33 protein-coding genes are annotated in these 21,164 nt (G+C 55.8%); 1 reads left to right on the top strand and 32 read right to left on the bottom strand.

Features of this window, described 5'->3' with window-relative positions; translation table 11 throughout:
- Positions 1-39: 39 nt before the first annotated feature.
- Positions 40-567, bottom strand: a complete 528-nt coding sequence (locus ACSQ87_RS03905; RefSeq protein WP_056743429.1) for a single-stranded DNA-binding protein — start codon at positions 565-567, stop codon at positions 40-42.
- Between the two features lie 9 nt (positions 568-576).
- Positions 577-1,974: an MFS transporter gene (locus ACSQ87_RS03900; protein ID WP_223432832.1), complete on the bottom strand. Its 1,398-nt coding sequence runs from the start codon at positions 1,972-1,974 to the stop codon at positions 577-579.
- A 191-nt stretch (positions 1,975-2,165) separates the two neighbouring features.
- Here ACSQ87_RS03900 and uvrA point away from each other — a divergent pair, with 191 nt between their 5' ends.
- Positions 2,166-5,000 carry an excinuclease ABC subunit UvrA gene (gene uvrA, locus ACSQ87_RS03895; RefSeq protein WP_436273377.1) on the top strand — a complete coding sequence of 945 codons (2,835 nt, stop codon included), beginning with the start codon at positions 2,166-2,168 and terminating at the stop codon, positions 4,998-5,000.
- Positions 5,001-5,065: 65 nt separating this feature from the next.
- On the opposite strand, the gene bfr is transcribed toward uvrA, so the two are convergent.
- From bfr to rpsJ, 30 genes are all read right to left on the bottom strand, one after another.
- Positions 5,066-5,530, bottom strand: a complete 465-nt coding sequence (gene bfr, locus ACSQ87_RS03890; RefSeq protein WP_436273376.1) for a bacterioferritin — start codon at positions 5,528-5,530, stop codon at positions 5,066-5,068.
- A 149-nt stretch (positions 5,531-5,679) separates the two neighbouring features.
- Positions 5,680-7,134, bottom strand: a complete 1,455-nt coding sequence (locus tag ACSQ87_RS03885; protein ID WP_436273375.1) for a catalase — start codon at positions 7,132-7,134, stop codon at positions 5,680-5,682.
- A 209-nt stretch (positions 7,135-7,343) separates the two neighbouring features.
- Positions 7,344-7,730, bottom strand: a complete 387-nt coding sequence (gene rplQ / locus ACSQ87_RS03880) for a 50S ribosomal protein L17 (protein WP_008145500.1) — start codon at positions 7,728-7,730, stop codon at positions 7,344-7,346.
- 42 nt (positions 7,731-7,772) lie between these two features.
- The gene (locus ACSQ87_RS03875) at positions 7,773-8,774 is read right to left on the bottom strand and encodes a DNA-directed RNA polymerase subunit alpha (protein WP_003186012.1); all 1,002 of its coding nucleotides are present in this window, start codon (positions 8,772-8,774) and stop codon (positions 7,773-7,775) included.
- Positions 8,775-8,796: 22 nt separating this feature from the next.
- Entirely contained in the window at positions 8,797-9,417 is a 621-nt protein-coding gene (gene rpsD / locus ACSQ87_RS03870; RefSeq protein ID WP_003210056.1) for a 30S ribosomal protein S4, read from the bottom strand.
- Between the two features lie 18 nt (positions 9,418-9,435).
- Positions 9,436-9,825 (bottom strand): 30S ribosomal protein S11, encoded by a 390-nt coding sequence (gene rpsK, locus ACSQ87_RS03865; protein WP_002555466.1) that lies wholly within the window; start codon positions 9,823-9,825, stop codon positions 9,436-9,438.
- Between the two features lie 30 nt (positions 9,826-9,855).
- Entirely contained in the window at positions 9,856-10,212 is a 357-nt protein-coding gene (gene rpsM, locus ACSQ87_RS03860) for a 30S ribosomal protein S13 (RefSeq protein ID WP_003186020.1), read from the bottom strand.
- Positions 10,213-10,342: 130 nt separating this feature from the next.
- Positions 10,343-10,459, bottom strand: a complete 117-nt coding sequence (gene rpmJ, locus ACSQ87_RS03855; protein WP_002555468.1) for a 50S ribosomal protein L36 — start codon at positions 10,457-10,459, stop codon at positions 10,343-10,345.
- A gap of 27 nt (positions 10,460-10,486) precedes the next feature.
- Positions 10,487-11,815: a preprotein translocase subunit SecY gene (secY, locus tag ACSQ87_RS03850; protein WP_003228718.1), complete on the bottom strand. Its 1,329-nt coding sequence runs from the start codon at positions 11,813-11,815 to the stop codon at positions 10,487-10,489.
- The gene (rplO, locus tag ACSQ87_RS03845; protein ID WP_007896782.1) at positions 11,816-12,253 is read right to left on the bottom strand and encodes a 50S ribosomal protein L15; all 438 of its coding nucleotides are present in this window, start codon (positions 12,251-12,253) and stop codon (positions 11,816-11,818) included.
- Positions 12,254-12,256: 3 nt separating this feature from the next.
- Positions 12,257-12,433, bottom strand: a complete 177-nt coding sequence (gene rpmD / locus ACSQ87_RS03840; RefSeq protein ID WP_003186033.1) for a 50S ribosomal protein L30 — start codon at positions 12,431-12,433, stop codon at positions 12,257-12,259.
- 2 nt (positions 12,434-12,435) lie between these two features.
- On the bottom strand, positions 12,436-12,936 hold the full coding sequence (rpsE, locus tag ACSQ87_RS03835) for a 30S ribosomal protein S5 (RefSeq protein ID WP_007943782.1): 501 nt from the start codon (positions 12,934-12,936) through the stop codon (positions 12,436-12,438).
- 3 nt (positions 12,937-12,939) lie between these two features.
- A complete protein-coding gene (rplR, locus tag ACSQ87_RS03830; protein WP_003186037.1) occupies positions 12,940-13,290 on the bottom strand; it encodes a 50S ribosomal protein L18 in 351 nt (116 codons plus the stop codon).
- 10 nt (positions 13,291-13,300) lie between these two features.
- Positions 13,301-13,834: a 50S ribosomal protein L6 gene (rplF, locus tag ACSQ87_RS03825; protein ID WP_003176412.1), complete on the bottom strand. Its 534-nt coding sequence runs from the start codon at positions 13,832-13,834 to the stop codon at positions 13,301-13,303.
- Between the two features lie 12 nt (positions 13,835-13,846).
- Entirely contained in the window at positions 13,847-14,239 is a 393-nt protein-coding gene (rpsH, locus tag ACSQ87_RS03820; RefSeq protein WP_003186040.1) for a 30S ribosomal protein S8, read from the bottom strand.
- Between the two features lie 209 nt (positions 14,240-14,448).
- The gene (gene rpsN, locus ACSQ87_RS03815; RefSeq protein ID WP_003176414.1) at positions 14,449-14,754 is read right to left on the bottom strand and encodes a 30S ribosomal protein S14; all 306 of its coding nucleotides are present in this window, start codon (positions 14,752-14,754) and stop codon (positions 14,449-14,451) included.
- Between the two features lie 13 nt (positions 14,755-14,767).
- Positions 14,768-15,307, bottom strand: a complete 540-nt coding sequence (rplE, locus tag ACSQ87_RS03810; RefSeq protein ID WP_003176415.1) for a 50S ribosomal protein L5 — start codon at positions 15,305-15,307, stop codon at positions 14,768-14,770.
- A 20-nt stretch (positions 15,308-15,327) separates the two neighbouring features.
- Positions 15,328-15,642 carry a 50S ribosomal protein L24 gene (gene rplX, locus ACSQ87_RS03805; protein ID WP_008145498.1) on the bottom strand — a complete coding sequence of 105 codons (315 nt, stop codon included), beginning with the start codon at positions 15,640-15,642 and terminating at the stop codon, positions 15,328-15,330.
- An 11-nt stretch (positions 15,643-15,653) separates the two neighbouring features.
- Positions 15,654-16,022, bottom strand: a complete 369-nt coding sequence (gene rplN, locus ACSQ87_RS03800) for a 50S ribosomal protein L14 (protein WP_002555479.1) — start codon at positions 16,020-16,022, stop codon at positions 15,654-15,656.
- A 23-nt stretch (positions 16,023-16,045) separates the two neighbouring features.
- Positions 16,046-16,312 carry a 30S ribosomal protein S17 gene (gene rpsQ, locus ACSQ87_RS03795; protein WP_003176419.1) on the bottom strand — a complete coding sequence of 89 codons (267 nt, stop codon included), beginning with the start codon at positions 16,310-16,312 and terminating at the stop codon, positions 16,046-16,048.
- Between the two features lie 2 nt (positions 16,313-16,314).
- Positions 16,315-16,506 carry a 50S ribosomal protein L29 gene (gene rpmC, locus ACSQ87_RS03790; protein ID WP_008030901.1) on the bottom strand — a complete coding sequence of 64 codons (192 nt, stop codon included), beginning with the start codon at positions 16,504-16,506 and terminating at the stop codon, positions 16,315-16,317.
- Complete coding sequence (gene rplP, locus ACSQ87_RS03785) at positions 16,506-16,919, bottom strand: 50S ribosomal protein L16 (protein WP_008145497.1); 414 nt, start codon at positions 16,917-16,919, stop codon at positions 16,506-16,508. The genes rpmC and rplP overlap by 1 nt, the downstream gene beginning before the upstream one ends.
- Before the next feature lie 12 nt (positions 16,920-16,931).
- Entirely contained in the window at positions 16,932-17,618 is a 687-nt protein-coding gene (gene rpsC, locus ACSQ87_RS03780) for a 30S ribosomal protein S3 (RefSeq protein ID WP_003176422.1), read from the bottom strand.
- A 13-nt stretch (positions 17,619-17,631) separates the two neighbouring features.
- Positions 17,632-17,964 (bottom strand): 50S ribosomal protein L22, encoded by a 333-nt coding sequence (gene rplV / locus ACSQ87_RS03775; protein WP_003103908.1) that lies wholly within the window; start codon positions 17,962-17,964, stop codon positions 17,632-17,634.
- A gap of 13 nt (positions 17,965-17,977) precedes the next feature.
- Positions 17,978-18,253 carry a 30S ribosomal protein S19 gene (gene rpsS / locus ACSQ87_RS03770; RefSeq protein ID WP_002555486.1) on the bottom strand — a complete coding sequence of 92 codons (276 nt, stop codon included), beginning with the start codon at positions 18,251-18,253 and terminating at the stop codon, positions 17,978-17,980.
- A 16-nt stretch (positions 18,254-18,269) separates the two neighbouring features.
- Positions 18,270-19,094, bottom strand: a complete 825-nt coding sequence (gene rplB, locus ACSQ87_RS03765) for a 50S ribosomal protein L2 (RefSeq protein ID WP_003176423.1) — start codon at positions 19,092-19,094, stop codon at positions 18,270-18,272.
- A gap of 14 nt (positions 19,095-19,108) precedes the next feature.
- On the bottom strand, positions 19,109-19,408 hold the full coding sequence (rplW, locus tag ACSQ87_RS03760; RefSeq protein WP_002555488.1) for a 50S ribosomal protein L23: 300 nt from the start codon (positions 19,406-19,408) through the stop codon (positions 19,109-19,111).
- The gene (gene rplD, locus ACSQ87_RS03755; protein ID WP_007896707.1) at positions 19,405-20,007 is read right to left on the bottom strand and encodes a 50S ribosomal protein L4; all 603 of its coding nucleotides are present in this window, start codon (positions 20,005-20,007) and stop codon (positions 19,405-19,407) included. Before rplD ends, rplW begins: the two co-directional genes overlap by 4 nt.
- A 12-nt stretch (positions 20,008-20,019) precedes the next feature.
- A complete protein-coding gene (gene rplC, locus ACSQ87_RS03750; RefSeq protein WP_003186059.1) occupies positions 20,020-20,655 on the bottom strand; it encodes a 50S ribosomal protein L3 in 636 nt (211 codons plus the stop codon).
- 80 nt (positions 20,656-20,735) lie between these two features.
- On the bottom strand, positions 20,736-21,047 hold the full coding sequence (gene rpsJ / locus ACSQ87_RS03745) for a 30S ribosomal protein S10 (RefSeq protein WP_003186070.1): 312 nt from the start codon (positions 21,045-21,047) through the stop codon (positions 20,736-20,738).
- Positions 21,048-21,164 lie beyond the last annotated feature (117 nt).

The raw sequence follows: 21,164 nt of genomic DNA, 5'->3' as shown, positions 1-21,164 counted from the left end.
ATGGCTTCGCTTTTTTGTTACTGACTCGATAGCTGCTTTTTAGAACGGGATATCGTCATCAAAGCTGTCGAAATCCGGAGCCGGTTGCGGAGCGGCCTGCTGCTGTGGAGCCGGACGCGACTGTTGCGGTGCTGCCGACTGCTGTGGACGCGGAGCCTGTTGGCGTGGGGCCGGGGCGGACTGCTGGTAGTTATTGCCCCCGCCTTGTTGGTCGCCCTGCTGTGGACGGCCGCCCAGCAGTTGCATGGTGCCTTGCATGTCGACCACGATTTCAGTGGTGTAACGCTTGATACCGTCTTTTTCCCACTCGCGGGTCTGCAGCTTGCCTTCGATGTAGACCTGCGAACCTTTACGCAGGTACTCGCCGGCGATCTCGGCAACTTTGCCGAACATCGACACACGGTGCCACTCGGTCTTCTCGACCTTCTGACCGGTTTGCTTGTCGGTCCACTGTTCGCTGGTCGCCAGACTCAGGTTGGTCACGGCGTTACCGTTAGGCAAGTAGCGAACTTCGGGATCCTGGCCGCAAGTGCCGACCAATATGACTTTGTTAACCCCACGGGCCATAACGTTCTCCTAGGCTACGCACGCTGCCCCGGCCGGGTTGTTCACCAGGCGCTCAAGGGTGGTGCGATCCAATAGTTCTGTGTCCAATTTGATGTAAATCGCCGCTTCATCAGCAACGATCACCGCATCTGTTACCCCTACGACGGCCTTCAGGCGCTCGACCAGACCCGCTTCGCGGATCGCCTCGGGCGACAACGGCAAGCGCAGGCTCGTCACGTAGGGTGGTTCGCGCATGGTAACAGCAAAGGCCAGCCAGAGGGCAGCCAGACCGGCGCATCCAAGGAACACAACCGACAGACCGCCATGCTGGAACAACCAGCCGCCGAGGATGCCGCCCAGTGCCGAACCGAGGAACTGGCTGGTGGAATAAACCCCCATCGCCGTGCCTTTGCCGCCTGCTGGTGAAACCTTGCTGATCAACGATGGCAACGAAGCTTCCAGCAGATTGAACGCAGTGAAGAACACCACCGTCCCGATCACCAGAGCCCGCAAGCTATCGCCGAACTGCCAGAAGAATAGCTCAGTGAGCATCAGCGTCGCGACGGCGCCGAGTAAAACTCGTTTCATTTTGCGTTTCTTCTCGCCGTAGATAATGAACGGGATCATGGCGAAGAAGGAAATCAGCAGCGCAGTGAGGTAGACCCACCAGTGCTGCTCTTTAGGCAACCCGGCTTTTTCGACCAGCGCCAGCGGCAATGCAACGAAGCTCGACATCAACATCGCGTGCAACACAAAAATGCCCAGGTCCAGACGCAGCAGGTCTGGATGCTTGAGCGTCGGGATCAGCGCCTGGCGCGCAACGCCGGATTCGCGGTGCTGCAACGGTCCGGTTGAGCGAGGCACCATGAACATCACGATCACGATGCCGAACAGCGCCATGCCACCCGTGGCGAGGAACAACCCGGACAGGCCAAAGGCGCGGGTCAGCAACGGTCCTACAACCATCGCGACAGCGAACGACAGACCGATCGTCATACCGATCATGGCCATGGCTTTGGTCCGATGCTGTTCGCGGGTCAGGTCTGACAGCAACGCCATCACCGCCGCGGAAATTGCCCCGGCGCCTTGCAGGATTCGTCCGGCGATCACGCCCCAGATCGAGTCGGCATTGGCCGCCAGCACGCTACCGAGGGCGAAGACGATCAGCCCCAGGTAAATCACCGGACGACGACCGATCCGGTCGGAAATAAAGCCGAAGGGAATTTGAAAGATCGCCTGGGTCAGGCCGTAAGCGCCAATCGCCAGCCCGATGAGGGCCGGGGTCGCTCCTGCCAGATCCATCCCATAGGTCGCCAGTACCGGCAACACCATGAACATGCCAAGCATACGGAAGGCGAACACCAGGGCCAGACCGCTTGCTGCGCGGGTCTCACTGCCACTCATGCGTTCGCTGTGGGGATCGTGCATGGAAAAACCTCATGTGAACCGGCGGCGATTCTACCAGTCCCATCGATTGACGGGGTATATCGCGACGCTTTGACGCGCTCTGCTGACAGACTCTTCATGTAAGGCTGCAACCCGCTCATTCGATAGTGTGCATCCATCCAGTATTTGGCCGTATACTCCTACGTTTTCGACGCCCGCCGAGCGAGGCCACTTTGGACAAGATCCTGATTCGTGGGGCCCGAACCCACAACCTGAAGAACATCGACCTGACCCTGCCCAGGGACAAACTGATTGTCATCACCGGCCTGTCCGGCTCCGGAAAATCATCCCTGGCATTCGACACGCTGTACGCCGAAGGCCAGCGCCGCTACGTCGAATCGCTGTCGGCCTACGCGCGGCAATTTTTGTCGATGATGGAAAAGCCTGACGTCGACACCATCGAAGGTTTGTCGCCAGCCATTTCCATCGAGCAGAAATCGACCTCGCACAACCCGCGTTCGACGGTCGGCACCATCACCGAAATCTACGACTATCTGCGCCTGCTTTACGCTCGCGTGGGTATTCCGCGTTGCCCGGATCACGATATTCCGCTGGAAGCCCAGACCGTCAGCCAGATGGTCGACCTGGTCCTCGCCCAACCGGAGGGCAGCAAGCTTATGCTGCTGGCCCCGGTCATCCGCGAGCGTAAAGGCGAACACCTTTCAGTCTTCGAAGAACTGCGCGCCCAAGGCTTTGTGCGGGCCCGGGTCAACGGCCGGCTCTGCGAGCTGGACGAGTTGCCGAAGCTGGACAAGCAGAAGAAGCACTCGATCGATGTGGTGGTCGATCGCTTCAAGGTGCGCGCCGACCTGCAGCAGCGCCTGGCCGAGTCGTTCGAGACCGCGCTGAAGCTCGCGGACGGCATCGCCCTGGTCGCGCCTATGGACGACGAGCCCGGCGAAGAAATCATCTTCTCCGCGCGCTTCGCCTGCCCGATCTGCGGCCATGCCATCAGCGAGCTGGAACCCAAGCTGTTCTCCTTCAACAACCCGGCCGGCGCTTGCCCGACGTGCGATGGCCTGGGTGTTAAGCAGTTCTTCGACATCAAGCGGTTGGTCAATGGCGAACTGACGCTCGCGGAAGGCGCGATTCGTGGCTGGGACCGGCGAAATGTCTATTACTTCCAGATGCTCGGCTCGTTGGCTTCACACTACAAGTTCAGCCTGGAAGTGCCATTCAACGAACTGACGGCCGATCAGCAGAAGTTCATCCTGCACGGCAGCGGGTCGCAAAACGTCGACTTCAAATACCTGAACGACCGCGGCGACATCGTCAAACGTTCGCACCCGTTCGAAGGCATCGTGCCGAATCTGGAACGTCGCTACCGTGAAACCGAGTCGGCTTCTGTGCGTGAAGAGCTGGCCAAGTTCCTCAGCACCCAGCCTTGCCCGGATTGTCGTGGTACTCGCCTGCGTCGTGAGGCTCGACATGTGTGGGTGGGCGAGAAGACGCTGCCGGCGGTGACCAATCTGCCGATTGGCGATGCCTGTGAGTATTTCGGCGTGCTGAAACTCACTGGCCGCCGTGGCGAAATTGCCGACAAGATTCTCAAGGAAATTCGCGAGCGACTGCAGTTCCTGGTCAACGTTGGCCTGGACTATTTGTCGCTGGATCGCAGTGCGGACACGTTGTCCGGTGGTGAAGCGCAGCGTATCCGTCTGGCCAGCCAGATCGGCGCTGGACTGGTGGGCGTTCTGTACATCCTCGACGAACCGTCGATTGGTTTGCACCAACGGGACAACGATCGGTTGCTCGGTACGCTCAAGCATTTGCGGGATATCGGCAACACGGTGATCGTGGTCGAGCACGATGAAGATGCGATTCGCCTGGCTGACTACGTGGTGGATATCGGTCCTGGCGCGGGTGTACACGGCGGGCATATCGTCGCCGAAGGTACGCCGGCTGAGGTCATGGCTCACCCTGATTCGTTGACCGGCAAGTACTTGTCGGGCCGGGTGAAGATTGCCGTTCCGGCCAAACGCACGCCGCGCAACAAGAAGTTGTCGCTGTCCCTCAAGGGCGCTCGTGGCAACAACTTGCGCGATGTCGATCTGGACATTCCGATCGGCCTGCTGACCTGCGTGACCGGCGTGTCCGGCTCGGGCAAGTCGACGCTGATCAACAACACCTTGTTCCCGCTTAGCGCTACGGCATTGAACGGTGCGACGACGCTCGAAGCGGCCGCTCACGACAGCATCAAAGGTCTGGAGCATCTGGATAAGGTTGTCGACATCGACCAGAGCCCGATCGGTCGAACGCCGCGCTCCAACCCGGCGACCTACACCGGGTTGTTCACACCGATTCGCGAACTGTTCGCCGGTGTGCCGGAGTCCCGCTCCCGCGGTTATGGTCCTGGACGCTTCTCCTTCAACGTGAAGGGCGGACGTTGCGAAGCGTGTCAGGGCGACGGCCTGATCAAGGTGGAAATGCACTTCCTGCCGGACATCTATGTCCCATGCGACGTCTGCAAGAGCAAGCGCTACAACCGCGAGACTCTGGAGATCAAGTACAAGGGCAAGAGCATCCACGAAACCCTCGAGATGACGATCGAGGAAGCGCGGGTGTTCTTCGACGCGGTTCCGGCCCTGGCGCGCAAGCTTCAGACGCTGATGGATGTCGGGCTGTCGTACATCAAGCTCGGGCAGTCAGCGACCACGCTGTCGGGTGGTGAAGCCCAACGGGTGAAGCTGTCCCGTGAACTGTCCAAGCGCGACACCGGCAAGACGCTGTATATCCTCGATGAGCCGACGACCGGCTTGCACTTCGCGGACATTCAGCAGCTGCTCGACGTACTGCATCGATTGCGCGACCACGGCAACACCGTGGTGGTGATCGAACACAACCTTGATGTAATCAAAACAGCCGACTGGCTGGTGGACCTCGGGCCGGAAGGCGGTTCCAAGGGCGGCCAGATCATCGCCGTCGGTACGCCGGAAGAAGTGTCAGAGATGAAGCAATCTCACACCGGCTTCTACCTCAAGCCGCTGCTGGCTCGCGACAGAGCCTGAATCAGGCCCACGAAAAAGCCCCTGTCACTTCATCGGTGACAGGGGCTTTTTTGTAGCCGGCGGAATCAGAACTGCGATTGCAGGTAATTTTCCAAACCGATCAACTTGATCAGACCCAGCTGCTTCTCAAGCCAGTAGGTGTGATCCTCTTCGGTATCAGCCAGCTGAATACGCAGCATCTCGCGGCTGACGTAATCCTTGTGCAGCTCGCAGAGCTCGATGCCCTTGCAGAGTGCGGCGCGGACTTTGTATTCCAGACGCAGGTCCGCGGCGAGCATGTCAGGCACTGTGGTGCCGACATCCAGGTCGTCCGGACGCATGCGCGGCGTGCCTTCGAGCATGAGGATCCGGCGCATCAGCGCGTCAGCGTGCTGCGCCTCTTCTTCCATCTCGTGGTTGATACGTTCGTAGAGCTCGGTGAAACCCCAGTCCTCGTACATCCGCGAATGGATGAAATATTGATCACGCGCCGCCAATTCGCCGGTCAGCAACGTGTTGAGGTAATCGATTACGTCTGGGTGGCCTTGCATCGCCCTACATCTCCCTGCTTGAAAGTCCGTAGTTTGAACCAAGCAGACTGTTTGGTCACTCTGCTTGCGCGATAAAAGCGAAGATATTCTGAGAAAAGTGGTTTAAATAACGCAAAAACCGCCCAAATGAGGGCGGTTCTGCTTCTCGTTTAGACTTCGTTAAGCTGTACGTTGAGCAGCTTTGCGATTGCTTCCCCATACGCCGGATCGGCTTTGTAGAAATGCTGCAATTGGCGGTCAACTACATCGCTGGAAACTCCGGTCATTGCGCCGGCAATGTTGCCGACCAACAGCGCTTTCTGCTCATCGCTCATCAAACGGAACAACGCACCAGCATGGCTGTAGTAGTCGGTATCCTCGCGGTGATCGTAGCGATCAGCCGAACCACTTAGCGCCAATGGCGGCTCTGCATAACGAGGCGCTTGCTTCGGCGATTCGACGTAGCTGTTCGGCTCGTAGTTAGGTGTCGCTCCGCCATTGCTGCCAAACGCCATCGAACCGTCGCGCTGATAGCTGTTTACCGGGCTGCGAGGCGCGTTCACCGGCAATTGCTGGTGGTTGGTGCCAATGCGGTAGCGGTGCGCATCGGCGTAAGCGAACACTCGACCCTGCAGCATGCGATCAGGCGACAAACCGACACCCGGGACCATGTTGCTCGGCCCGAACGCCGCTTGCTCGACTTCAGCGAAATAGTTCTGCGGGTTGCGGTTAAGCTCCAGCTCGCCCACTTCGATCAGCGGAAACTCTTTCTGCGACCAGGTTTTGGTCACATCAAACGGGTTCTCGTAATGCGCTGCGGCCTGAGCCTCAGTCATGATCTGGATGCACACGCGCCATTTCGGGAAATCACCGCGCTCAATCGCGCCGAACAGATCACGCTGCGCGTAATCCGGATCGGTACCGGCAAGGCGTGCCGCTTCTGCTGGCGCCAGGTTTCTAATCCCTTGCTTGGTCTTGTAGTGCCATTTCACCCAGTGACGCTCGCCATTGGTGTTGATCAGGCTGTAGGTGTGACTGCCGAAGCCGTGCATGTGACGGTAGCCATCGGGGATGCCACGGTCCGAGAACAGAATGGTGACCTGGTGCAACGCCTCAGGTGAGTGCGACCAGAAGTCCCACATCATTTGCGCGCTTTTCAGGTTGCTTTGTGGCAGACGTTTCTGGGTGTGAATAAAGTCCGGGAATTTCAAAGGATCGCGGATAAAGAACACTGGCGTGTTGTTGCCGACGATGTCCCAGTTACCTTCTTCGGTGTAGAACTTCAGGGCGAAACCACGTGGATCGCGCTCGGTGTCGGCCGAACCACGCTCACCGCCAACGGTGGAAAACCGCAGGAAGGTTGGGGTTTGCTTGCCGATAGACTCAAACAGTTTGGCGCTTGTGTACTCGGTGATGTCCCGAGTTACGGTGAACGTACCGTAAGCACCCGAACCTTTGGCGTGTACGCGGCGCTCAGGGATGTTTTCACGGTTGAAATGGGCAAGCTTCTCGATCAGGTGAAAGTCGTCGAGCAGCAGCGGGCCACGAGGGCCGGCGGAACGGGAATTCTGGTTATCAGCGACAGGAGCGCCACTGGCGGTGGTAAGTGTTTTATTTTGGCTCATGCGATGTCTTCCTCTGTCAGTCTTTCCTACTGCCGGCTAATCGGCTGAGAGGGAGTATTGACCATCAACATGACACCATCAAATTCATTAAATTGTGAGAATCGATAGATAAATACTAATGAGGCTTTATCGCTTAGGCTTTTCGATACTTTTCGAGCGTGCACAAAAAACCGGGCACTAGGCCCGGTTCTTCGTTTCAGACTGACGTCTTACTCAGCGGATACAGCTTCACCACCGGCAGGACGATCAACCAACTCGACGTACGCCATAGGCGCGTTGTCGCCAGTGCGGAAACCGCACTTGAGGATGCGCAAGTAGCCACCCTCACGGGTAGCGTAACGCTTGCCCAGGTCGTTGAAGAGCTTACCAACGATAGCTTTCGAACGAGTACGGTCGAAAGCCAGACGGCGGTTAGCCAGGCTGTCTGTCTTGGCCAAAGTGATCAGCGGCTCAGCAACGCGACGCAGTTCTTTAGCTTTCGGCAGTGTAGTTTTGATCAGCTCGTGCTCGAACAGCGACACTGCCATGTTTTGAAACATGGCCTTGCGGTGCGAGCTAGTGCGGCTCAGGTGACGACCACTTTTACGATGACGCATGGTTCATTCCTTACCAAACACAACGTTCGGTGATTACGACGATCAGGCAGTCGCCTTGTCGTCCTTCTTAAGACTTGCAGGCGGCCAGTTGTCGAGGCGCATGCCGAGGGACAGACCGCGGGAGGCCAGAACGTCCTTGATTTCAGTCAAGGATTTCTTGCCAAGGTTCGGAGTCTTCAACAGCTCTACTTCGGTACGCTGAATCAGGTCACCGATGTAGTAGATGTTTTCCGCCTTAAGGCAGTTAGCCGAACGTACAGTCAGTTCCAGATCGTCAACCGGGCGAAGCAGGATCGGATCGATCTCGTCTTCCTGCTCGACAACCACTGGCTCACTGTCACCTTTGAGGTCGACGAACGCAGCCAACTGCTGTTGCAGAATGGTTGCAGCGCGGCGAATTGCCTCTTCAGGATCCAGAGTACCGTTGGTTTCCAGATCAATAACCAGCTTGTCCAGGTTAGTACGCTGTTCGACACGGGCGTTTTCCACCACGTATGCGATACGGCGAACCGGGCTGAACGAAGAGTCAAGCTGCAAGCGACCAATGCTGCGGCTTTCGTCTTCATCGCTCTGACGCGAGTCTGCCGGTTCATAACCACGACCACGAGCTACGGTGAGCTTCATGTTCAGGGCGCCGTTAGACGCCAGGTTAGCGATTACGTGATCGGGGTTAACGATCTCGACATCATGATCCAGCTGAATATCGGCAGCGGTAACCACCCCCGAACCCTTCTTCGACAAGGTCAGCGTAACTTCGTCACGGCCATGCAGCTTGATAGCCAGACCTTTAAGGTTCAACAGGATTTCAATTACGTCTTCCTGTACACCTTCGATGGCGCTGTACTCATGGAGCACACCGTCAATCTCGGCCTCGACTACTGCGCAGCCGGGCATTGAGGACAACAGGATGCGGCGCAGCGCGTTGCCCAGGGTGTGGCCAAAACCACGCTCGAGAGGCTCGAGAGTGATCTTGGCGCGGGTTGGACTGACAACCTGCACATCAATATGGCGGGGTGTCAGGAACTCATTTACCGAAATCTGCATGGATGCACCTATTTTCTAGCCCTTACTTGGAGTAGAGCTCGACAATCAGGCTTTCGTTGATGTCGGCGGACAGATCACTGCGAGCTGGAACGTTCTTGAAAACGCCCGACTTCTTCTCAGTGTCTACTTCTACCCATTCTACGCGGCCACGTTGGGCACACAGATCGAGAGCTTGGACAATGCGAAGTTGGTTCTTTGCTTTCTCGCGAATCGCGACCACGTCACCAGCACGAACCTGGTACGACGGCACGTTTACGGTCTGACCGTTAACGCTGACGGATTTGTGCGATACCAGCTGACGGGATTCGGCACGAGTAGAGCCAAAACCCATACGGTATACAACGTTGTCCAGACGGCATTCGAGCAGTTGCAACAGGTTTTCGCCAGTTGCACCTTTCTTGCCAGCAGCTTCTTTGTAGTAGCCGCTGAATTGACGCTCGAGAACGCCGTAGATACGACGGACCTTCTGCTTTTCACGCAGTTGGGTGCCGTAATCGGACTGGCGACCGCGGCGTTGGCCGTGGATACCAGGTGCTGCTTCAATGTTGCACTTCGATTCGATCGCGCGCACGCCGCTCTTCAAGAAGAGATCGGTGCCTTCGCGACGAGCGAGTTTGCATTTTGGACCAATGTAACGAGCCATTCTTTACAATCTCCTGGATTACACGCGGCGCTTCTTCGGCGGACGGCACCCGTTGTGCGGGATTGGCGTCACGTCGGTGATGCTGGCGATCTTGTAGCCACAGCCGTTCAAAGCGCGGACTGCAGATTCACGACCTGGACCTGGACCTTTGACGTTAACGTCGAGGTTTTTCAGGCCGTATTCCAGCGCAGCTTGACCAGCACGTTCAGCAGCTACTTGAGCAGCAAACGGGGTGGACTTGCGGGAACCGCGGAAACCCGAACCACCGGAGGTAGCCCAGGAAAGAGCGTTGCCTTGACGGTCGGTGATGGTCACGATTGTGTTGTTAAAAGATGCATGGATGTGGGCGATGCCATCAACCACTGTCTTTTTAACTTTTTTACGAGGACGAGCAGCAGGTTTAGCCATGATTAATTTCCTGTCGATTCGCTGGGGCGATTACTTGCGGATCGGCTTACGCGGACCTTTACGGGTACGCGCGTTAGTCTTGGTACGCTGACCGCGCACTGGAAGACCACGACGATGACGCAGACCGCGATAGCAACCGAGGTCCATCAAACGCTTGATTTTCATGTTGATTTCGCGACGCAGGTCACCTTCAGTGGTGAACTTCGCCACTTCGCCACGCAGCTGTTCAATCTGCTCGTCGCTCAGATCTTTGATCTTTGCGGCTGGGTTTACCCCAGTCACTGCACAGATCTTCTGTGCAGTAGTGCGACCAACACCATAGATGTAGGTCAGCGAGATAACAGTATGCTTGTTATCTGGAATGTTAACGCCTGCAATACGGGCCATTCAGTGGGACTCCAATTGACAGCTACCTACGCCCCGGAAGCCAAGAAATAGGGCGCGAGATAATATCGCTGTAATAACAAATAATCAACCCGGCAGCGCACTAGCTGCCGGGCTTGAAGCACAATCACACTCAGCCTTGGCGCTGTTTGTGACGCGGTTCCGCGCTGCAAATTACTCGAACAACACCTTCGCGGCGAATAATCTTGCAGTTACGGCACAGCTTTTTCACCGATGCACGAACTTTCATCACCAACTCCTCGAACCTTATGGGTACTCAGCGCAACATGCCGCTGCCGTAACCCTTCAGGTTGGCTTTCTTCATCAGGGATTCGTACTGGTGCGAAACGAGGTGCGATTGTACTTGGGACATGAAGTCCATCACAACCACGACGACGATCAGCAACGAGGTCCCGCCAAGGTAGAACGGTACGTTTGCTGCAACCACCAGGAACTGGGGCAACAAGCACACGGCCGTCATGTAAAGAGCACCGAACATGGTCAAGCGAGTCAGAACGCCATCAATGTAGCGCGCAGACTGCTCACCTGGACGGATGCCCGGAATAAAGGCACCGGACTTCTTCAGGTTTTCCGCTACGTCTTTCGGATTGAACATCAACGCCGTATAGAAGAAGCAGAAGAAAATAATCCCTGCACTAAACAGCAGAATATTCAACGGCTGACCAGGAGCGATCGACTGCGAGATGTCCTGCAACCAGCCCATACCTTCAGACTGGCCGAACCAGGCACCCAACGAAGCCGGGAACAGCAAAATGCTGCTCGCGAAAATGGCCGGAATAACACCGGCCATGTTCACCTTCAGCGGCAAGTGGCTAGTCTGCGCAGCGAAGACCTTGCGGCCCTGCTGACGCTTGGCGTAGTGAACAGCAATACGACGCTGACCACGCTCAATGAACACCACGAAACCGATAATCGCTACTGCCAGCAAACCGATGGCAACCAGGGCGAAGATGTTGATATCACCCTGACGTGCAGACTCGAAAGACTGCCCGATCGCTCTCGGAAGACCGGCGACGATACCCGAAAAAATCAACATCGAGATACCGTTGCCAACACCACGCTCAGTAATCTGCTCACCCAGCCACATCATGAACATCGCACCAGCCACAAATGTGGATACCGCGACGAAATGGAAGCCAAAGTCACCAGTGAACGCAACGCCCTGCCCTGCCAGACCAATGGACATGCCAATTGCCTGAACGAGAGCGAGGACGACAGTGCCGTAGCGGGTGTACTGGCTGATCTTGCGACGGCCAGCTTCACCTTCCTTCTTCAACTGTTCCAGCTGCGGGCTAACGGCGGTCATCAGTTGCATGATGATCGATGCCGAAATGTACGGCATGATCCCCAGTGCAAAGATGCTCATCCGTTCCAGCGCGCCGCCGGAAAACATGTTGAACAAGCTAAGAATGGTCCCCTCATTCTGTCGAAACAGGTCCGCGAGTCGGTCCGGGTTGATACCTGGAACCGGGATGTGTGCGCCTATTCGGTAGACGATAATCGCCAGGAACAGAAAACGCAGACGAGCCCAGAGTTCAGACATACCGCCTTTGCCGAGCGCAGAGAGAGCACCTTGCTTAGCCATTTATTCCTCGAACTTGCCGCCAGCTGCTTCGATAGCCGCACGCGCACCTTTGGTGGCGCCGATTCCCTTTCCGATGGTGACAGCGCGAGTAACTTCGCCGGACAGCATGATTTTCACACGCTGAACGTTGACGTTGATCACGTTGGCATCTTTCAGGGACTGCACGGTGACGATGTCGCCTTCCACTTTAGCCAGCTCGGACAGACGCACTTCTGCGCGGTCCATGGCTTTCAGGGAAACGAAACCGAACTTCGGCAGGCGACGATGCAGCGGCTGTTGACCGCCTTCAAAGCCTGGAGCAATGGTGCCACCGGAGCGGGAGGACTGACCTTTGTGGCCACGGCCACCGGTCTTGCCCAAACCACTACCGATACCACGGCCCGGACGATGCTTTTCGCGACGGGAACCCGGCGCTGGACTCAGATCATTGAGTTTCATCGATTAACCCTCGACACGCAGCATGTAGTAAGCCTTGTTGATCATCCCGCGATTCTCGGGAGTATCAAGTACTTCTACAGTGTGACCGATGCGACGCAGACCCAGACCCTTAACGCACAATTTGTGGTTAGGGATGCGGCCGGTCATGCTTTTGATCAGCGTAACTTTTACGGTAGCCATGATCAGAAGATCTCCTTGACGCTTTTGCCACGCTTGGCGGCAATGGATTCAGGAGACTGCATAGCTTTCAAACCTTTGAAAGTGGCGTGAACCACGTTTACCGGGTTAGTCGAGCCGTAGCACTTGGCCAGAACGTTCTGAACGCCAGCAACTTCGAGGACAGCACGCATAGCGCCGCCAGCGATGATACCGGTACCTTCAGAAGCAGGCTGCATGTACACCTTCGAAGCGCCGTGACCGGACTTCATTGCGTACTGCAGAGTGGTGCCGTTCAGATCAACTTGGATCATGTTGCGGCGAGCAGCTTCCATTGCCTTCTGGATCGCAGCAGGCACTTCACGCGACTTGCCACGGCCGAAGCCAACACGCCCTTTACCATCACCAACCACGGTCAACGCGGTGAAAGTGAAGATACGGCCGCCTTTAACGGTTTTGGCTACACGGTTAACTTGAACCAGCTTCTCGATGTAGCCTTCGTCGCGCTTTTGGTCGTTATTTGACATAACTTAGAACTCCAGCCCAGCTTCACGAGCAGCATCAGCCAGCGCCTTGACGCGGCCGTGGTACTTGAAGCCAGAGCGGTCGAAAGCCACCTGCGAGACGCCAGCGGCTTTAGCACGCGTAGCGACCAGCTGGCCAACCTTAGTGGCCGCGTCGATGTTGCCAGTGGCGCCATCACGCAGTTCTTTATCCAAAGTCGAGGCAGATGCCAGGACTTTGTTGCCGTCGGCCGAAATGACCTGGGCGTAGATGTGCTGCGACGAGCGGAACACGCAGAGACGCACGACTTCGAGTTCGTGCATTTTCAGGCGTGCTTTGCGAGCGCGACGCAGTCGAGTAACTTTTTTGTCGGTCATTTGCTATGCCCTACTTCTTCTTGGCTTCTTTACGACGGACGACTTCGTCCGCGTAGCGCACACCTTTGCCTTTGTACGGCTCTGGTGGACGGAAGTCGCGGATCTCGGCGGCCACTTGACCTACCAGCTGCTTATCGATGCCCTTGATCAGGATATCGGTCTGGCTAGGAGTCTCAGCGGTGATGCCTTCCGGCAGTTCATAATCCACTGGGTGCGAGAAGCCAAGAGCCAGGTTCAGCACTGTGCCTTTTGCTTGCGCTTTGTAACCAACACCGACCAGCTGGAGCTTGCGCTCGAAGCCTTGGCTTACGCCTTGGACCATGTTGTTTACCAACGCACGAGTGGTACCAGCCATTGCGCGAGTTTGTTGATCGCCATTGCGAGCAGCGAAACGCAGCTCACCAGCTTCTTCAACGATCTCAACGGACGAATGGATGTTCAGTTCGAGAGTGCCCTTGGCACCCTTCACCGAAAGCTGTTGGCCTGCGAATTTGACTTCGACACCGGCTGGCAGCTTAACGGGGTTCTTAGCGACGCGTGACATGCTTATCCCCCCTTAGAACACAGTGCAAAGAACTTCGCCGCCGACACCGGCAGCGCGCGCAGCACGATCCGTCATCACACCTTTGTTGGTGGAGACGATAGACACACCGAGACCGCCACGAACTTTTGGCAGATCATCGACGGACTTGTACTGACGCAGGCCTGGACGGCTAACGCGCTTCACTTCTTCGATGACCGGACGGCCTTCGAAGTACTTCAGCTCGATGGACAGCAGTGGTTTGATTTCGCTGCTGATCTGATAACCCGCAATGTAACCTTCGTCCTTCAGGACTTTGGCAACAGCTACCTTCAAAGTAGAAGATGGCATGCTTACGACGGACTTTTCAGCCATCTGGGCATTACGGATTCGAGTTAGCATGTCCGCTAACGGGTCCTGCATACTCATGGGCTAGACGCTCCTAATACAAAAAAATTAGCCTTGCGGCTACTACTTGTCGCCGAGCTCATCCATGCGGAAAAAGCACGGGCTCAGGCGAGCCGGGTATTCTAGACACACCCCACAAATGAATCAAGCCCCAAAAGGGGCTTGATTCAAGTTCAAGGTCACCGGTGGTCAGGATCTTGCGACCCCGAACACCGAGACTTTGATAGTGCTTACCAGCTGGCTTTAACCAGACCAGGTACGTCACCACGCATTGCAGCTTCACGCAGTTTGTTACGGCCAAGGCCGAACTTGCGGTAAACGCCGTGTGGACGACCGGTCAGGCGGCAGCGGTTACGCATGCGCGAGGCGCTTGCATCACGCGGCTGCTTCTGCAGAGCTACTGTAGCTTCCCAACGTGCTTCTGGACTTGCGTTCAGATCAACGATGATAGCTTTCAGTGCTGCACGCTTTTTGGCGTACTTGGCAACCGTGAGCTGACGCTTCAGCTCGCGGTTTTTCATGCTCATCTTGGCCATTTTCCTACTCCAATCAGTTGCGGAACGGGAATTTGAAAGCACGCAACAGGGCGCGACCTTCATCATCGTTCTTGGCAGTGGTGGTCAGGGTAATGTCCAGACCGCGGAGAGCATCGATCTTGTCGTAGTCGATTTCCGGGAAGATGATCTGCTCTTTAACGCCCATGCTGTAGTTACCACGACCATCGAAGGACTTGGCATTCAGGCCGCGGAAGTCGCGAACCCGAGGCAGGGAGATCGACAGCAGACGATCCAGGAACTCGTACATACGCTCACGGCGCAGGGTCACTTTGACGCCGATCGGCCAACCTTCACGGACTTTAAAGCCAGCGATGGATTTCCGAGCGTAGGTCACAACGACTTTCTGGCCGGTGATCTTTTCCAGGTCGGCAACAGCGTGCTCGATGACTTTTTTGTCACCGACCGCTTCGCCCAGACCCATGTTCAGGGTGATTTTTGTAACGCGTGGAACTTCCATCACGTTCGAAAGCTTAAGTTCTTCCTTAAGCTTCGGTGCGATTTCCTTCCAGTAAATCTCTTTTAGTCGTGCCATGGTCTTCTACCTAGCAGTGTTCAAGCATCAACCGCTTTTTGGGTCGACTTGAAGACACGAATTTTCTTGCCGTCTTCTACTTTGAAACCAACGCGGTCAGCCTTGTTGGTTTCGCCGTTGAAAATGGCGACGTTAGAAGCGTCCAGTGGAGCTTCTTTTTCGACGATACCGCCTTGTACGCCCGACGCCGGGTTAGGCTTGGTATGACGCTTAACCAGGTTCAGACCACCAATAACCAGACGGTTATTAGCGAGAACCTTAAGCACCTTACCGCGCTTACCTTTGTCTTTGCCGGCGATCACGATGATCTCGTCGTCACGACGAATCTTTTGCATGTCGGATCTCCTTACAGCACTTCTGGGGCGAGCGAGACGATCTTCATGAACTTCTCAGTACGAAGTTCACGGGTCACTGGCCCAAAGATACGGGTGCCGATCGGCTCTTGCTTGTTGTTCAGAAGAACAGCAGCGTTGCCATCAAAGCGGATAATGGAGCCATCAGCACGGCGTACGCCGTGACGAGTGCGGACTACAACAGCAGTCATCACTTGGCCTTTTTTCACTTTACCGCGAGGAATTGCTTCCTTCACAGTAACTTTGATGATGTCACCGATACCAGCGTAACGACGATGGGAGCCACCCAGCACCTTGATGCACATAACACGGCGAGCGCCGCTGTTATCGGCCACATCGAGCATGGATTGAGTCTGAATCATATAATTTCTCCGACCCCTAGTCCTTAGACTTCCACAGCGCGTTCGAGAACATCAACCAGCGCCCAAGACTTGGTCTTGGCCAAAGGACGAGTTTCACGAATAGTGACTTTGTCGCCGATGTGGCACTGATTGGTTTCGTCGTGCGCGTGCAGCTTAGTCGAACGCTTAACGTATTTACCGTAGATCGGGTGCTTAACGCGACGCTCGATCAGAACGGTGATGGTCTTGTCCATTTTGTCGCTGACAACACGGCCAGTCAGCGTACGGACGGTTTTTTCGGCTTCAGCCATGATTACTTACCTGCCTGCTGTTTGAGCACAGTCTTCACGCGAGCGATGTCACGCTTAACTTGCCGGAGCAGGTGAGACTGCCCCAACTGGCCAGTTGCTTTCTGCATGCGCAGATTGAACTGGTCGCGCAGCAGGCCGAGCAGTTGCTCGTTAAGCTGCGGCGCGTCTTTTTCACGAAGTTCGTTCGCTTTCATCACATCACCGTCCGTTTAACGAAGGCAGTGGCGAGCGGCAGCTTTGCAGCAGCCAAGGCAAAAGCCTCACGCGCCAGCTCTTCAGTAACACCCTCGATTTCATACAGGACTTTGCCTGGCTGAATCTGGGCAACCCAGTACTCCACACTACCCTTACCTTTACCCATCCGAACTTCGAGTGGCTTTTTGGAAATAGGCTTGTCCGGGAATACACGGATCCAGATCTTGCCGCCACGTTTAACGTGACGGGTCAGAGCACGACGCGCTGACTCGATCTGACGAGCGGTGAGACGACCACGAGCTACAGACTTCAGCGCGAACTCGCCGAAGCTGACTTTGCTACCGCGCTGTGCCAGACCACGGTTGTGGCCTGTCATCTGCTTGCGGAACTTCGTACGCTTTGGTTGCAACATTTGGCGTACCCCTTACTTAGCAGCTTTTTTACGAGGCGCTGGTGCTTGTGGTTTCAGTTCTTCTTGGCGACCACCAATTACTTCGCCTTTGAAGATCCAAACCTTTACACCGATCACACCGTAAGTGGTGTGAGCTTCGTAGTTGGCATAGTCGATGTCGGCACGCAGGGTGTGCAATGGCACACGACCTTCGCGATACCATTCAGTACGTGCGATTTCAGCACCGCCGAGACGACCGCTCACTTGGATTTTGATGCCTTTGGCACCAATGCGCATGGCGTTCTGAACAGCGCGCTTCATAGCGCGACGGAACATTACGCGACGCTCCAGCTGCTGAGCTACGCTCTGCGCAACCAGCATACCGTCGAGTTCCGGCTTGCGGATCTCTTCGATATTGATGTGCACAGGCACACCCATTTGCTTGGTCAGGTCCTGACGCAGTTTCTCAACATCTTCACCTTTCTTCCCGATAACGATACCTGGACGAGCGGTGTGGATGGTGATACGTGCAGTCTGAGCCGGACGATGGATATCGATACGGCTTACGGACGCGCTTTTTAGTTTGTCTTGGAGATACTCACGCACCTTCAGATCAGCGAACAAATAGTCCGCATAAGTCCGACCGTCTGCGTACCAGACGGAGGTGTGCTCCTTGACGATTCCCAGGCGAATGCCAATGGGATGTACTTTCTGACCCATCTCTTCGACTCCGTTACTTGTCAGCAACCTTGACAGTGATATGGCAAGACCGCTTGACGATGCGATCAGCACGGCCTTTGGCACGTGGCATGATTCGCTTCAGCGAACGCCCTTCGTTGACGAAAACGGTGCTGACTTTAAGGTCATCAACGTCTGCGCCTTCGTTATGCTCGGCGTTGGCTACGGCCGACTCCAGCACTTTCTTCATGATCTCGGCGGCTTTCTTACTGCTGAAAGCCAACAGGTTGAGCGCTTCGCCCACCTTCTTCCCGCGGATCTGGTCGGCGACCAAGCGGGCTTTCTGGGCGGAGATTCGAGCGCCCGACAACTTAGCGGCTACTTCCATCGTTCCTTACCCCTTAACGCTTGGCTTTCTTGTCTGCCACGTGCCCACGATATGTGCGGGTACCGGCAAACTCGCCCAGTTTGTGGCCGACCATGTCTTCGTTCACGAGAACTGGAACATGTTGACGACCGTTATGCACTGCAATGGTCAAACCGACCATTTGTGGCAGGATCATCGAACGACGCGACCAGGTTTTAACTGGTTTGCGATCGTTCTTTTCCGCCGCCACTTCGATCTTCTTCAGTAGGTGAAGATCAATAAAAGGACCTTTTTTCAGAGAACGTGGCACTGTCGTATCCCTCTATTTACTTGCGACGACGGACGATCATTTTGTCGGTACGCTTATTACCACGAGTCTTCGCGCCCTTAGTCGGGAAGCCCCATGGCGATACCGGATGACGACCACCAGAGGTACGACCTTCACCACCACCATGCGGGTGGTCAACCGGGTTCATGGCAACACCACGAACGGTTGGGCGAACGCCACGCCAGCGTTTGGCACCAGCTTTACCCAGCGAACGCAGGCTGTGCTCGGAGTTCGAGACTTCACCCAGGGTCGCGCGGCATTCAGCCAGCACTTTACGCATCTCACCAGAACGCAGACGCAGGGTCACGTAGACACCTTCACGAGCGATCAGCTGAGCCGAAGCACCAGCGGAACGAGCGATTTGCGCGCCTTTACCTGGCTTCAATTCGATGCCGTGTACGGTGCTACCAACTGGAATGTTACGCAGTTGCAGAGCGTTGCCCGGCTTGATCGGTGCCAGAGCACCTGCGATCAGCTGGTCGCCAGCACTCACGCCTTTAGGGGCGATGATGTAGCGACGCTCGCCATCTGCGTACAGCAGCAGAGCGATGTGAGCAGTACGGTTTGGATCGTATTCAATACGCTCGACAGTGGCAGAGATGCCATCTTTGTCGTTGCGACGGAAATCGACCAGACGATAATGCTGCTTATGGCCACCACCGATGTGACGAGTGGTAATACGACCATTGTTGTTACGACCACCAGTCTTCGATTTTTTCTCGAGCAGCGGTGCGTGAGGAGCGCCTTTATGCAGCTCCTGATTGACCACCTTGACCACAAAACGGCGGCCAGGGGAAGTCGGTTTGCATTTAACGATTGCCATGATGCACCCCTTCCTTACTCAGCACTGCTGCTGAAATCGAGATCTTGGCCTGGCTGAAGGGAGATAACTGCCTTCTTCCAGTCATTACGCTTGCCCAGACCGCGAGCAGTGCGTTTGCTCTTACCCAGAACATTCAGGGTAGTAACACGCTCTACTTTCACGCTGAACAGGCTTTCGACGGCCTTCTTGATTTCCAGCTTGGTTGCATCAGTTGCAACCTTGAAAACGAACTGGCCTTTCTTGTCAGCCAGAACCGTAGCCTTCTCGGAAACGTGCGGGCCAAGCAGAACTTTAAATACGCGTTCCTGGTTCATCCCAGCAGCTCCTCGAATTTCTTCACGGCCGACACGGTGATCAACACCTTGTCGTATGCGATCAGACTAACTGGATCGGAACCCTGCACGTCACGTACATCAACGTGTGGCAGGTTACGAGCAGCCAGGTACAGGTTCTGATCAACCACTTCAGACACGATCAAGACGTCAGTCAGGCCCATGCCGGTCAGTTTGTTCAGCAGATCTTTGGTCTTCGGTGCATCAACAGCGAAGTCCTGAACCACAACCAGACGATCAGTACGCACCAGCTCAGCAAGGATGGAACGCATTGCTGCGCGATACATCTTCTTGTTCAGCTTCTGGGTGTGATCCTGAGGACGAGCTGCGAAAGTGGTACCGCCGCCACGCCAGATTGGGCTACGGATAGTACCGGCACGAGCACGGCCAGTACCTTTCTGACGCCATGGGCGCTTACCGCCACCACGAACGTCGGAACGGGTCTTTTGCTGCTTGCTACCTTGACGGCCGCCGGCCATGTAGGCCACGACTGCTTGGTGAACCAGCGTCTCGTTGAATTCGCCGCCAAATGTCAGTTCGGAAACTTCGATCGCTTGAGCGTCATTTACATTTAATTGCATGTCAGCTTCCCCTTAACCGCGAGCCTTGGCTGCTGGACGTACAACCAAGTTGCCGCCAGTAGCGCCAGGAACAGCGCCCTTGACCAACAACAGATTGCGTTCAGCGTCCACGCGCACTACTTCGAGGGACTGCACGGTCACGCGCTCAGCGCCCATATGACCGGACATTTTTTTGCCCTTGAATACACGACCAGGAGTCTGGCACTGGCCGATAGAGCCTGGAACGCGGTGGGATACGGAGTTACCGTGGGTATTATCTTGCCCGCGGAAATTCCAACGCTTGATCGTACCCTGGAAGCCTTTACCTTTGGACTGACCGGTTACATCAACCAGTTGACCAGCGGCGAAGATTTCAGCGTTGATCAGATCGCCGGCCTGGTACTCGCCTTCTTCAAGACGGAATTCCATTACGGTACGACCAGCGGCAACGTTCGCTTTAGCGAAGTGGCCAGCTTGAGCAGCTGTAACACGCGAAGCACGACGCTCGCCTACAGTGACTTGCACTGCACGATAGCCATCGGTCTCTTCAGTTTTGAACTGGGTGACGCGATTCGGTTCGATCTCAATGACCGTGACCGGAATGGAGACACCTTCTTCGGTGAAAATACGGGTCATACCGCATTTACGACCGACTACACCAATAGTCATGTTGTAAACCTCATGAGTGTACGGGGCTTTCACCCGCTATGGCCGCCCATTTCAGAGCGTTACACGACTAAGACCGAGTCTTAGCCGAGGCTGATCTGCACTTCCACACCGGCCGCAAGATCAAGCTTCATAAGAGCATCAACGGTTTTATCCGTTGGCTGGACGATGTCCAGAACGCGCTTATGAGTACGGATCTCATACTGGTCACGCGCGTCTTTGTTGACGTGCGGGGAGACCAGAACGGTGAACCGCTCTTTACGGGTAGGCAGTGGAATTGGACCACGCACTTGAGCACCAGTACGTTTCGCGGTTTCCACGATTTCCTGGGTGGATTGGTCGATCAGGCGATGGTCAAAAGCCTTCAACCTGATACGGATTTGCTGATTTTGCATTGGATTTCAGACTCCGGCTGCTATTCCCAGCGAGCGCAATACGCCCGTTAAAAGGAGGCGCAATTCTATAGACGGGCTACTACAGTGTCAACCCAATAAAAAAGCCCCCGCTAGGCG

The sequence above is a fragment of the Pseudomonas sp. LjRoot277 genome (assembly GCF_964253845.1).
Lineage (GTDB): Bacteria > Pseudomonadota > Gammaproteobacteria > Pseudomonadales > Pseudomonadaceae > Aquipseudomonas.
Note: the sequence above shows the minus strand (reverse complement) of the source record. Positions and strands in the feature narration are given on the sequence as shown.